Origin of the sequence: Candidatus Palauibacter soopunensis (assembly GCF_947581735.1) — a bacterium.
In the GTDB taxonomy this organism is placed as follows: domain Bacteria; phylum Gemmatimonadota; class Gemmatimonadetes; order Palauibacterales; family Palauibacteraceae; genus Palauibacter; species Palauibacter soopunensis.
Genome location: NZ_CANPVT010000002.1, coordinates 441,991 through 454,658, shown reverse-complemented (window position 1 = coordinate 454,658; position 12,668 = coordinate 441,991). Strand labels below are relative to the sequence as shown.

Annotated in this window: 9 protein-coding genes; 4 read left to right on the top strand and 5 right to left on the bottom strand. The window is 69.4% G+C overall.

Going from position 1 to position 12,668, the window contains the following annotated elements; genetic code table 11:
• Window positions 1-25 precede the first annotated feature (25 nt).
• From RN901_RS02230 to RN901_RS02220, 3 genes are read left to right on the top strand one after another with little or no spacing between them, the layout of a single operon-like run.
• Complete coding sequence (locus RN901_RS02230; RefSeq protein ID WP_310755426.1) at window positions 26-1,351, top strand: argininosuccinate synthase; 1,326 nt, start codon at window positions 26-28, stop codon at window positions 1,349-1,351.
• An 8-nt stretch (window positions 1,352-1,359) separates the two neighbouring features.
• Window positions 1,360-2,826: an argininosuccinate lyase gene (gene argH, locus RN901_RS02225; protein ID WP_310755423.1), complete on the top strand. Its 1,467-nt coding sequence runs from the start codon at window positions 1,360-1,362 to the stop codon at window positions 2,824-2,826.
• Window positions 2,823-3,290, top strand: coding sequence for a hypothetical protein (locus RN901_RS02220; protein ID WP_310755420.1), 468 nt, complete (start codon window positions 2,823-2,825; stop codon window positions 3,288-3,290). The genes argH and RN901_RS02220 overlap by 4 nt, the downstream gene beginning before the upstream one ends.
• 29 nt (window positions 3,291-3,319) lie before the next feature.
• Here the strand turns inward: RN901_RS02220 and RN901_RS02215 are convergent, their stop codons facing one another.
• The 3 genes from RN901_RS02215 to RN901_RS02205 form a co-directional block, all read right to left on the bottom strand.
• The gene (locus tag RN901_RS02215; protein WP_310755417.1) at window positions 3,320-4,486 is read right to left on the bottom strand and encodes a glycosyltransferase family 2 protein; all 1,167 of its coding nucleotides are present in this window, start codon (window positions 4,484-4,486) and stop codon (window positions 3,320-3,322) included.
• A gap of 86 nt (window positions 4,487-4,572) precedes the next feature.
• Complete coding sequence (locus RN901_RS02210; protein WP_310755414.1) at window positions 4,573-6,069, bottom strand: amidohydrolase family protein; 1,497 nt, start codon at window positions 6,067-6,069, stop codon at window positions 4,573-4,575.
• Window positions 6,066-7,463, bottom strand: a complete 1,398-nt coding sequence (locus RN901_RS02205; protein WP_310755411.1) for an FAD-linked oxidase C-terminal domain-containing protein — start codon at window positions 7,461-7,463, stop codon at window positions 6,066-6,068. The genes RN901_RS02210 and RN901_RS02205 overlap by 4 nt, the downstream gene beginning before the upstream one ends.
• A 98-nt stretch (window positions 7,464-7,561) precedes the next feature.
• On the opposite strand from RN901_RS02205, the gene RN901_RS02200 reads away from it, so the two are divergent.
• A complete protein-coding gene (locus tag RN901_RS02200) occupies window positions 7,562-8,020 on the top strand; it encodes a DUF2269 family protein (RefSeq protein ID WP_310755408.1) in 459 nt (152 codons plus the stop codon).
• A 6-nt stretch (window positions 8,021-8,026) separates the two neighbouring features.
• Here the strand turns inward: RN901_RS02200 and RN901_RS02195 are convergent, their stop codons facing one another.
• Both RN901_RS02195 and RN901_RS02190 read right to left on the bottom strand, forming a co-directional pair.
• Window positions 8,027-10,306, bottom strand: a complete 2,280-nt coding sequence (locus RN901_RS02195) for a DUF2723 domain-containing protein (protein WP_310755405.1) — start codon at window positions 10,304-10,306, stop codon at window positions 8,027-8,029.
• A 2-nt stretch (window positions 10,307-10,308) separates the two neighbouring features.
• Window positions 10,309-12,630 carry a DUF2723 domain-containing protein gene (locus tag RN901_RS02190; protein ID WP_310755763.1) on the bottom strand — a complete coding sequence of 774 codons (2,322 nt, stop codon included), beginning with the start codon at window positions 12,628-12,630 and terminating at the stop codon, window positions 10,309-10,311.
• Between the last annotated feature and the right edge of the window lie 38 nt (window positions 12,631-12,668).

Below are 12,668 nucleotides of genomic sequence, written 5' to 3'. Positions count from 1 at the left end.
CCAACTGCCATTTCAGGATCGCCGCATGAATACACGCACGACGAAGAACGTGAAACGGGTCGCCCTGGCGTATTCCGGCGGCCTCGACACGTCCGTGATGGTCACCTGGTTGAAGGAGAACTACGGCTGCGAAGTCGTCGCCGCCGTCGTGGACGTCGGACAGCGGGAAGACTTCGACGAGATCCGCGAGAAGGCGCTGGCGACGGGGGCCGCCGCCTGCCGCGTCATCGATCTCCGCGAGAGGTTCCTCACCGAGTGCGCGTTCCCGGCGCTCAAGGCGGGGGCCGTGTACGAGGGCCGATACCTGCTCGGGACGTCTCTGGCCCGGCCCGTGATCGCGGCCGCCCAGGTCGAGGTCGCGCGGGAGTTCGACTGCGACGCCGTCGCGCACGGCTGCACCGGAAAGGGCAACGACCAGGTCCGCTTCGAACTCGCCTACCAGGCGCTCGCTCCGGACTTGACCGTCATCGCCCCCTGGCGCGAGTGGGAGATCACGTCGCGCGAGGACGCCTTCGCGTACGCCGCGGAGCGCGGCATCCCGGTGCCGGGGAGCCCTCGGAAGCTCTACAGCATCGACCGGAATCTGTGGCACACGTCGTTCGAGGGCGGCATCCTCGAGAACCCGACCGCGGCGACGCCCGACGAGTTGCGCGAACTGACGGTCGACCCGGCCAAGGCGCCGGACACGCCGGAGGACGTCGTGATCTCGTTCGAGCGCGGGGTTCCCGTCGCGCTCAACGGTGAAACCCTCGATCCGGTGGCGCTCGTTCGGAGCCTGAACGAGACGGCCGGAGCCCACGGCGTGGGGCGGGTCGACCTCGTGGAGAACCGGCTCGTCGGCATGAAGAGCCGCGGGGTCTATGAGACGCCGGCCGGGACCGTGCTCCTCGCCGCGCTCGCGGACCTGGAGGCGCTCACGCTCGACCGGGACACGGCGGGCTTCAAGCGCGGCATCGCCGACCGGTATGGGGAACTCGTCTACCAGGGTCTCTGGTTCTCGCCGCTGCGGGCCGCGTTCGACGCGTTCCTCGACGAGGCGCACGCCATGTCGACCGGAGACGTGACCGTGCGGCTGTTCAAGGGTTCCGCGATGCCCGTGGCGCGGACGTCCCGGTTCTCGCTGTACCGGGAGGATCTCGCCACGTTCGAGGAGGACGCGGTCTACGATCAGGCCGATGCCGGCGGGTTCGTCCGCCTGTGGGGCCTCCCCTCGAGTCTCGCCGCGCGGGTGCGGGCCGCGGCGGCGGACGGCGGGCGGGACTGGGCCGCGACCGCCTCCGTCGAGGCGGCGCGGACTTCGTCGACGCCGATCCAGCGGCCCCGGCGGGCGGTGGCGTCCGGCTCAGGCTGAACCGTCCGATGCCGGATGACGTTCTCTGGGGAGGGCGCTTCGCGGCTCCCGTACATCCGGCGATCCAGGAGTTCACGAACTCGCTGCCGTTCGACCGCAGGCTGGTCCGGCACGACCTCCTCGCGAGCCTTGCGCACGCCCGCATGCTGCGCGAGACGGAGATCCTCTCCGGGAGCGACAGCGACCTGATCCTGTCCGGCCTGTCGGAGATCCTGCGGGAGGTGGAGACCGGGGAACTCGAGGTCGAAGGCCCGGATGAGGACGTGCACACGTGGATCGAACGCACGCTCGTCGAACGCGTGGGGGACGCCGGCCAGCGGCTCCACACGGCGAGAAGCCGGAACGATCAGACGGCGGTCGCGCTGAGGCTGTATGTGCGCGAGCGCCTCGAGGACATCCTCTCCGGCATCGCCGGGTTGCAGCGCGTGCTGACCGGCCAGGCGGCCTCGCATCGCGAGACCTTTCTGCCCGGCTATACGCACCTCCAGCGCGGGCAGCCGGTGAGCCTCGCGCACCACCTTCTCGCCCACGTGGCCTCGCTCGGCGCCGACGCGGGGCGGCTCCGGGCCGCTCACCGGCTGGCGGGCGTGTCGCCGCTCGGCGCGGGGGCGCTCGCCGGCACGTCGTTCCCGATCGATCCGGCCCGCAGCGCCGCCCTGCTCGGGCTCGACCGCACCTTCGCGAACAGCATGCACACCGTCGGCGACCGCGACTATGTGCTCGACGCGGCCTACGCGTGCGCCATGGTCGCGATCCACCTCTCGCGCTGGGCGGATGAGATCGTGCTCTGGTCGACGCGGGAGTTCGGGTTCATCGAACTCGACGACTCGGTGGCGCAGGGCAGCAGCATCATGCCACAGAAAAAGAACCCCGAGGCGGCCGAGATCCTGCGCGGGAAGTCGGCCCGGACAATCGGGAACGTGACCGCGCTGCTCGCGCTGATGAAGGGTCTTCCGCTCACCTTCAACAGCGACTTTCAGGAAGACAAGGAACGCCTCTTCGACACGCTCGATACGGCGGACTGGTCGCTCGCGGCGGCGATCGCGGTCGCGCGGGGCGTCAACTACCGGACGGACGTCATGGAGGCCGCGCTCGGGGGCGGGATGCTGACCGCCACCGAACTCGCCGACCATCTCGTCCGCCGCGGCGTCCCGTTCCGGACGGCACACCATCAAGTGGGAGAAGCAGTACGGATGGCTGAAGAACGCGGCGTGGAACTGTGGGATCTGGACCTCGAGGCGCTGAGGACGTGCTGTCCGTCCGCGGGTGACGACGTGCACGGCGTGCTGCGGCCGACCGCCGCCGTCGCCGCGCACGATTCGCCCGGCGGGCCAGCGCCGGGGCGCGTGCTGGAGCAGTTGCAGGAGGTGGACCGCGAAGTGGCCGCCCTCGAAGCCTGGCTCGACGCGCGCCGCGATCCGCCGATCCGGCGCGCCCACCTCGAGGAACGGCTGCTGGAGGGGGTGCTCTCATGACGCCCGAGCGCCGCAGGACCCGCGAGCGGGCGATTATGCATATCATCGACACCCAGCCGATCCGGAGTCAGATCGAACTCGTGGCGGCGCTCGCGCGAGAGGGGATCTCGACCACTCAGACAACGCTGTCGCGGGACTTCCAGCGCCTCGGGATCGTGAAGCGGCCCGGCTCCGGCGGGCCCAGGTATCAGCGTCGAGGGCGGGACACGACGCCGCCCTGCCCCCAACGCATGCTGGCCGCGACGCTGAGCGAACTGGCGCTGGATGTCGGCCCGGGTGACGCGCTGTTCGCGATTCGCACGCTGAGCGGCTGCGCCAACGCCGTCGCGATCGCCCTCGATGAGGCGGATCTTGATGGCGTCCTTGCGACGGTGGCGGGAGACGACACGATCCTCGTGCTGTGCCGCGACGCGAAGGTCCGGTCCCAACTCGTGGACGAACTGAGGTCGCTCGCCAACCTCTGAGCCCGCGCCCGCGACGGAAATGAGGTCGATCAAGGAACGTGATCGCCTTCCCGGGGATTGCTCGCGGTGGGATCGGGCTCCCCGCGCAGCTCGGAGAGGGGGATCGGAGGACCTCCCCACGCGACGCCTCGCACCACGGCGACAACCGTGGACCGCAACAGCGTGTACGCCACGATCACGATCGCGGGCGGAAGGAGGAGGCCGGTCCACCAGGGGTGGGCCTTGTCCCTGAGTACGGTGATCGCCGGCAACCAGCCGATGAGGAGGCACGTAGCGAAGATGGCGGCAGGCGCGATCTCGCCGGTGGCCCACAGCGGCGGTGTCAGGACGATGGGGGCGATGGCAAGCCACAACAGCCCGGCGCTGGCGACCAGCGCCTCCGAGAGACGGTAGTTTCGCGCGGCAAAGAGGTTCTTTTCGGTCCCACGAATGAAGCCTCCGAGGGAATCGTACCAGGGGCACGAGATCATCGCTTCGCCGTTGAGGAAGTCCGACCGCAGCCCCGAGGTCTTCACGAGTTGCCCCATTCTCAGATCCTCGTCGGGCCGCAGAGCGACGCTTCGGTGGCCACCGACGGCATGGTAGGCGTCGGCGCGCATGAGCGTGTAGGCACCGACGCCCATGAAAGCCGAACTCCGGGGGTCGCGGACTTTCCAGAGACGCATCGTGGCGGAGATGCAGAGGCGGAGGGCCATCATGGAGGCCCGAAGCATGCGGCCGCCGACCACGATTCCAGGGCCCGCGCTCAGATGATCGAGGCGCTCGCGCATGAGGTGTCGCACACCGAGAGAGACGGCCTCTGGCGCAAAGCGGATGTCGCCATCGGTGAAGAGCAGAAGCTCTCCCGCCGCCGCGTCCGCACCCCGCTGGGCGGCGTGATTCTTCCCGAACCAGCCGGGGGGAAGCTCCTCCACGTCGATCACCGAGAGCCGGTCGTCCTCGACCGCCAATCGTGCGGCGATTTCGCCCGTGCGATCCTCGGAGCGGTCGTTCACGAAGAGAACCTCGAAGTCCGGGTAGCGGAGGGCGAGCAGTGAGCGGAGCGCCTCCTCCACCGACGGTTCTTCGTTCCGGGCCGCCACGATCACGGAGAGGCGGGGAAGCGGGGGCTCGTCGGCACCGGCAGGTTTCACTTCATCGAGCCGGCCAACCTTGAGTTCGCTGTAGATGACGGTCCCCGCGATGCTCGTCCACACGAGGAGCGTAAGGGCCGCGAGCGCGAGGAGAGCGTCACCGCCTATACCCGTCCGGCGAATAATCGACCCGGCCCGAGAGCCGGACGCTACCGCGTGCCGCTCGTGATCGCCTGCCCGGGGTAGACGCCGGGCACGATCTCTCCATCCCGGACGACAGCGGTGCCCTCGACCAACAGATAGTGGACGCCCTCCGAGGGCGCGGCCGGGTCCGCGTACGTCGCGCGGTCGATGATCGTATCGGGATCGAACACGACGATGTCCGCGTCCGCGCCGGCCTGAACCCTTCCCTTCCGAGCCATGACGGGGGCGAACCCCTCGACGCGCTGCGCCGGCAGGATCGTCATCTTCGCGAGCGCGTCCATCAGGCTCAGCGCCCCGCGCTCGCGCACGTAGTATCCGAGCACGCGCGAATACGTCCCGGCGCCGCGCGGGTGGATCGCCTGGTACAGGTACGGGATCCCGTCGCTCGCCACGATCACGTCGGGCTGCGCGACGATCCACTCGTTCGTCTCCTCGCTCCTCCCGTGGATCACGACCCAGCCGCCCTGCTCCCGGTAGCGCCGAAAGCTCGCGGCGTTCAGCCGTTCCGGCGTCCCCGACCACTGCAGACGGCCGTATTCGTCGTCGGGGCGGCCCTCCCACGGGTCGAACAGCGCCGATTCGATCCGCGTCGAGCCCGCCGTATAGGGATAGGACTCCGTCGTGATGTCGATCCCGCGCTCGCGCGCCCCGCGGATCATCTCCAGCGTCATGCGCGCCATCTCGTCGGCGCTCGAGTTCATGTGGACGATGTGGAGCGAGGCGCCGGTCGAGAGCGCGTTCGCGATCACCTCCTGGAAGGCCCCCAGCGTGCCACCCGAGTTCTCGCCCCGGATGTGGACGTAGGCCGGCGCCCCCTGCGCGGCCGCGAGCTGGAAGACGCGGTAGATCTCCGTCCGCGAGGCGCCCGGCGTGTACGTGATGCCGAACCCGATCCCGAGCCCGCCCTCCTCCAGGCCCGACGCGATGAGCCCGTTCAGTTCGAGCATCTGGTCGTCGTCGACGGCCCCGTAGACCGCCTCGAACTCGAAGGGGCTGGGTTCGCCCGGCGGCGTCATCACCGAGTGGCCGACATCAAAACCAGCGAGCAGCTTCGTGCGCGCGCCCGGGTGGCTCACCGTCGCCCCGAAGTGGATGGGCGCCGTCCCCTCGCGGGAGGCGACCCATTCGGCCACCGGGTACACGCCGATCTCCATCTCGAGGGCCGTCGTCACGCCGTCCAGCGCCTGGAGCTTCGCGCTCACCGTGTCCTGTCCGTGCGCGTGCAGGTCGACGAAGCCGGGCGCGACCACGAGGCCGGTGGCATCGATCGTGTCCCGTCCGGCGACGCCCCCTTCGGAGATGGCGGTGATACGACCGTCGGCGACCGCGACGTCGCGCACGGCGTCCAGTCGCGTCTCCGGATCCATGACCCGGCCGCCGAGGATGACGAGGTCCGCGACACCCTCCCCTCCGGCGGCCGCGTCTCCGCCGTCTCCGCCATCGGGGGAAGCGCAGGCCGCGAGCGCGAGGAGCAGCGGGAATGCGCGGATTTTGATCGTCATGCGACCACCTTTCCGGGGTTCATGAGGCCCTTCGGGTCGAGCGCCTCCTTGATCGAGCGCATGGCGTCGACGGCATCCCCGTGCTGGGCCCGCATGTAGGGGACCTTGCCGTAGCCGACCCCGTGTTCGCCGGTACAGGTGCCCCCGACCGAGATCGCCTGCTCGATCATGCGCGCGTTCACCCGCTTCGCGCGCGCCATCTCCTCCTCATCGTCCGGATCGATGATGAAGAGGACGTGGAAGTTGCCGTCTCCCGCGTGCGCGACGATCGGCGCCAGCAGACCTTCCGCGTCGATCTCTTCCCGGGTCTTCAGGAGACAGTCGGCGAGCGACGAGATCGGGACGCAGACGTCCGTCGCCCACCCCCGGGAGCCCGGACGGAGGGCGAGCGACGCGTAGTAGGCCTCGTGCCGGGCGGCCCACAGCCGCGACCGTTCCTCGGCCCGCGTGGCCCACTCGAAGTCCGTCCCGCCGAGTTCCTTCGCGATGAGACCCACTTCGGTCGACTGCTCCTCGACGCCGGCGGCCGTCCCGTGAAACTCGAAGAAGAGCGTGGGACGCACGGGGTAGTCGAAGTCGGAGTACCGGTTCACCGCGTCCATCTGCACGTCGTCGAGGAGTTCGACCCGCGCGACCGGCACCCCGCTCTGGATCGTGTAGATCACCGCGTCCACCGCGTCGGCCAGCGTGGGGAAGGAGCACACCGCCGAGGCGATCGCCTCCGGGATCCCGTGCAGCCGGAGGAGGACCTCCGTGATGATGCCGATCGTGCCTTCGGAGCCGAGGAAAAGCCGCGTGAGGTCGTAGCCGGCGGAGGACTTTCTCGCGCGCCCACCCGTCCGGATCACGGTCCCGTCCGGGAGCACGACGGTGAGCCCGAGCACGTTTTCGCGCATCGTGCCGTAGCGGACCGTGGTCGTCCCGGAAGCCCCGGTGGCAGCCATCCCGCCCAGGCTCGCCTCGGCGCCCGGGTCGATGGGGAAGAAGAGGCCCGTCCCCTTGAGGTGCGGCTCCAGCGCCTTGCGCGTCATCCCCGCCTCGACGCGGCAGTCCATGTCCTCGGGGTTGAGCTCAATGAGGCGCGAGAGGCCGCTCGTCGCGATCGTCACTCCCCCGCGCCGCGCGGCGACATGCCCTTCGAGCGAGGTCCCGGCCCCGAACCCGATCATCGGGACGTCGTGCCGGTGGCAGGCGCGCACGACGGCGGACACCTCGGCCGTGGACTCGGGAAACACCACCGCGTCCGGCGGCTCGTTGGCGTGGAACGATTCGCCCTCGCCGTGCTGCCGGCGCATCGCCTCGGCCGTCGTGAACCGGTCGCCGAACACCTCTTCGAGTTCGTTCTCGAGCGCCGCCGGGAGCGGAGTCCGTTTCGTTTGCGCGATCATGCTCATGCCGGACGTTGCCGCCGGGCCCCGCCCCGCGTCAATCGCGGTCTCTTGACCCGTGCGCACGCCGCCCGGACTTTGCGCGCATGGACATGCGTGGAGTGATGCTCTTTCTGCATCTGATCGGGCTGGCGCTCTGGTTCGGCGTCACCTTCTCGCTCGCGATCCTCGGCGTCCGGGCCAACAAGACGGGCGACCGGAACGTGATCGCGTTCCTCTATCGCGCCGGCCACCGGCTGCTCCGGGGCCCCGGGCTCCTCGGCATGCTGCTGACCACGGTCGCCGGCTTCGGCCTCGCCGGGCTGGGCGGCTACGGCGTCTTCCGGCTCACGCCGCACTGGCAGTTTCAGATGCAGGTGCTGGGGCTCATCGCCTTCGTCCTCGCGGTCGCGGTCCAGATCCCCAACTCGGGAAGGCTCGCGCGCGCCGCGGAGGCTTCCGCCAACGCGGGGGAGGCAAGCGCGTCGTTCGTGAAGTTCCGGAAGACGAACGCGATCGTGGCCTCGATCAACGGCGTCCTGATCCTGATCGTCACGCTGCTGGGCACCATCCGCCCCATGTAGCGGCGGTCAGTCGGCGCCGGTAAGCCGCGCGAAGTGGTTCGCCCGGCGGTAGGCCCACTCCGCGGCTTCCGTATTCCCGTACAACTCCTCGGAAACTCCCTGGAAGGCGTGCGCCATGTAGTAGGCGCCGGGGATGTTCGACCTCGTGGACGGATCCGGCCACCTGTTCCACGCCAGGACGTCGTCGACGAGAAATACGTCTTCCAGCAGTTCTCCGGTGCGGACGCGGTCGTTCCACGTCGGCAGCGGCGAATCGGGAAAGTATTCGCTCAGGTCGACGAGCGTCCCGGACTCCTCGAGCGGTCCGTCCACGAGCTTGAAGGCGAGCCCCTGCCGGACGAGGTGAGGCTGCAGTCCCCACTTGCCGTACACCGGCGAGGCCGTCGCCGCGAAGTAGACCGGCCGGTCCCCCAGCGACTGCCGGGCGATCTGGAGCACGCGGAGTTCGGCCGGCGAAAAGACGTCGCCTTCCCGCAGCGGCCCCGCGATCCAGTCCGAGAGCCGATAGGTCGAGTCCTCCGGGATGAGCTGTCCCCGCGACAGGGCATCGATCCCGGTATCGGACGGCGGGATGGCCGAACGCGTCGGCGGCGTCACGGTCATGTCCGCGTACAGATCCGCCGCCGTCGACGGATCGAACGACCGCTGGCACACGACCGTCGTCGGGGAGTCCTCCGCCGACTCCCCCGGCTCGCACGGCTTCGTCAGCCGCCGCAGCTGCTTGTGGTACCAGTTCGTCCCCAGGTACGACTGGACGATGACCGTCACGTCGCGCCGGAGTCCCTCCACCTCCTGCAGATACCAGAGCGGGAAGGTGTCGTTGTCGCCGTACGTGAACAGGACGGCGTACGGCTCGACGGACTGGAGCATGTTGTACGCGAGATTGCGGGCGGCGTGGTCTCCCGTCCGGTCGGCCTGGCCGAAGTTGAAGAAGAAGGGGATGAGACCGAGCGCGAGGAGCGCGGCCGCCCTCCGGTGCCGGGGGCCGAACCCCGCCGGCAGCGGGGCCGGATCGCGCGCCGCGGTCCACCGTCCCCACAGGGCGGCGAGTCCCAGCCCGGCGTAGATCCCCCACAACTGGAAGCCGATGATGAAGAAGTAGTCCCGCTCGCGGACCTCGTGGGCGGCGAGGAGTGGCGCCTCCTCCCAGTACATCGAGTAGCCGTACCGGAAGTTGAGGTAATAGACGAGCAGCAGCGTGACGGTGAAGAGGAGCGTGCCCGCGTAGACGAACGTCTTCCGATCCTTTCGCACGTGGGTCCAGAGGCCGACCAGGGCCAGGAAGAGGAAGAGGACGCTCGCGGCGAGCCGGCCGCCGGGTGGCAGCGACCGCGCCCACTGCCAGTCGAAGTACTGCCAGTAGTTCGCCATCTGGGCGGTCAGCGGGGCCTGGCGCTCGGTGATCGGCGTCGGGGCGTACTGGTCGCGGATCAGCGAGAGGGCGAGCGGCTCGCACGCCACGGCGAGCTTGCTCTGCCCGTACTGGTCGTTGATCCGCCGCGGCGTGACGGCCGAGACGAGCGAGGGACACTCCGGATCCGCCTCGTCGATGATCGGGTTCTGCGCCGAGCGGATGGGGACGAAGAGGAACTGCAGCGAGTAGCCCACGGCGAGCAGCGCGACGGCGGGCCCCAGGACGCGCGGGTTCAGCGCGGCCCGCCACCGGTGCAGCAGCACGAACGCGGCCAGCGCCAGCCCCGGCAGCATCGACATGGTGTGGTTCGCCCAGCCCAGGCCGAGGACCAGCGCCATGAGCACCAGGAGGCGGTTCCCGCGCGCCGTGTCCGCCTGCTCCATCCAGACCATCGCCAGGTAGCTCACGAGGGCCACGACGAACATCGAGAGGGGATAGACCTTCTCGTTGAGGTTCGACTGGGTCCACACGGTGAAGGCCGTGGCCCCGATCCACACGGCCGCCACCGCGGCGACGAGCACCTCGTGCCGGTTCTCGCGGAAGCGCCCGACGATGCGGACGACGGCCAGGAACCAGAAGAAGCTCGCCCCGGCGGAGAGCGTGGCGCCGAGCGCGTTGATCCGCAGCGCGACGGGGAGGCCGGTGAACCCCGTCAGGAGGTCCCACACGCGGCCGACGGTCACGAAGAGCGGATTCCCCGGCGGGTGCGGGAGTCCGAGAATGTGCGCCGTCGTCACGTACTCCGACGCGTCCCAGAACCCGACCGTCGGCGCCAGGGTCAGGAGATAGAGCACCCAGACGGCGAGCGCCGTCAGCAACGCCCAGACCCGCAGCGTCAGCGGGCCGACCTTCTCCTGTTCTATCCCGCTCACGGCTACGGCACGCCGAGGCCGGCGAGCCGCCCGAAACGGTCCGCGCGCTCGTACGCCTGCTCAGCGGCTTCCACGTCGCCCAGGTGCTCCTCCGTCATGCCCTGCAGGTAGTAGGCAAGGTAATACTGGGCCGGGATGCTCGACTGCGTGGACGGCTCGGGCCACTCCTCCCATCCCAGCACATCTTCGACCTCGAACACGTCCCACAGCAGTTCCTCGGTGCGGGCGCGGTCGTTCCACGTCGGCGACACCGTGTTCGGCATGTACTCGCGCAGGTTCACGAGGTCTGCCGTCTCCTCCAGCGGTGCGTCCACGAGCTTGAAGGCGAGCCCGTGCCGGACGAGGTGCGGTTGCAGCCCCCACTTCCCGTACACCGGCGGAGCGGTCGCCGCGAAATAGACCGGCCGGTCCCCCAGCGACTGCTGCATGATGTGGAACACGAGGATGTCGGGGTACAGAATCGAGTCTCCGCCGCGCACGGTCGCCGTCACCGCGCTGGAGACCCGGAACGCCGTGTCGCGGGCGACCGCGATCCCCGGCGCGAGCCCGTCGATCTGCGCATCGTTCAGGGCGATGATCGAGCGCGTCGGAGAGGGCGCCGCCCCGTCCACGTACGGGCTCGCCGCGTTCGCCGCGTCGAAGGGACGCTGGCACACGACGGTCGTCGGGGAATCCGCCGCGGACACCCCCGGCTCGCAGGGCGTCGTCAGCGACCGCAACTGCTTCGGATACCAGTCCGTGCCGAGGTAGGAGTGGACGATGACGGTCACGTCGCGCCGAATCCCCTCCACCTCCTGCAGGTACCAGAGCGGGAAGGTGTCGTTGTCCCCGTTCGTGAACAGCACGGCGTACGGCTCGACCGACTGCAGGATGTTGTACGCCCAGTCGCGGGCCGCGGTGTCCTCCGACCGGTCCGCGCGCGCGAAGTTGAAGAAGAAGGGCACGAGCGCGACGGCCAGGATCGGCGCCGCCCTCCGGTGCCGCGCGCCGAATCCGGTCGGGCGGTCCTCCGGCAGACGCGTCCGGTCCGGGGGCACGACGCTCCTCCGCCCGGGCGGGACGGTCCAGTTGCCCCACAGCGCGACGAGCCCCAGTCCGGCGTAGATCCCCCATAACTGGAAGCCGATGATGTAGAAGTAGTCGCGCTCGCGGACCTCGTGCTGGAGGATGTTCGGCACCTCCTCCAGGTACAGCGAGTAGCCGTGCTTGAAGTTGAGGTAGTAGACGAGCAACAGCGTGACCGTGAAGAAGAGGGTCCCCGCGTAGACGAAGGTCTTCCGGTCGCTCCGGAAGTGGGTCCAGAGGCCGAGGAGGGCGAGAAAGAGGAAGAGCATGCTCGCGGCGACCCGGCCGCCCGGCGGCAGCGAACGCGCCCACTGCCAGTCGAAGTACTGCCAGTAGTTCGCGTACTGCCGGTGCAACGGAGCCTGGCGCTGCGTGATCGGCCCCGGGCCGTACTGGTCGCGGATCAGCGAGAGGGCCAGCGGCTCGCACGCGACCGAGAGCTTGCTGTTCCCGAAACGGTCGTCGATCACGCTCGGCGTGACGGCCGAGATGAGCGTCGGACACTCCGGGTCCGCCTCGTCGATGATCGGGTTCTGCGCCGACCGGATGGGGACGAAGAGGAGCTGCACCGAGTAGCCGACCGCGAACAGGGCCACGGCCAGCCCGAGGACGCGCGGGTTAAGGGCGGCGCGCCAGCGGTGCAGCAGGACGAAGAGCGCCAGCGCCGGACCCGGCAGCAGCGACATGGTGTGGTTCGACCAGCCCAGGCCGAGCAGGAGCGCGATCAGCACGAGCAGCCGGTTACCGCGCGCCGAATCCGCCTCGTCCACCCACAGCATCGTCAGGTAGCTCACGAGCGAGACGATGAAGAGCGAGAGCGTGTAGACCTTCTCGTTCAGATTCGACTGGGTCCAGACGGTGAAGGCCGTGGCCCCGATCCACACCGCGACCATCGAAGCCACGAGGATCTCGTGCCGGTTCTCGCGGAAGTGCGCGACCATGCGCGCGACCGCGAGGAACGAGAAGAAGCTCGCCCCGGCGGAGAGCGTGGCGCTGAGGATGTTGATGCGCAGCGCGACGGGGAGTCCCGTGAACTCGAGCAGCAGCGTCCACACGCGCCCGACGAGGACGAAGCCCGGATTCCCCGGCGGGTGCGGGAGCCCGAGGATGTGCGCCGTCGTCACGTACTCCGACGTGTCCCAGAAGCCGGTCGTCGGCGCGATCGTCAGCAGGTAGAGCGACCACACGGCGAGGGCCGTCACAAGCCCCCACAGACGCAGCGTCAGCGGACCGATCTTCTCGCGCTCGATGCCGTTCATCACGCCGGTATTACGCCGCTCCGTTCACGAGGTTCGCG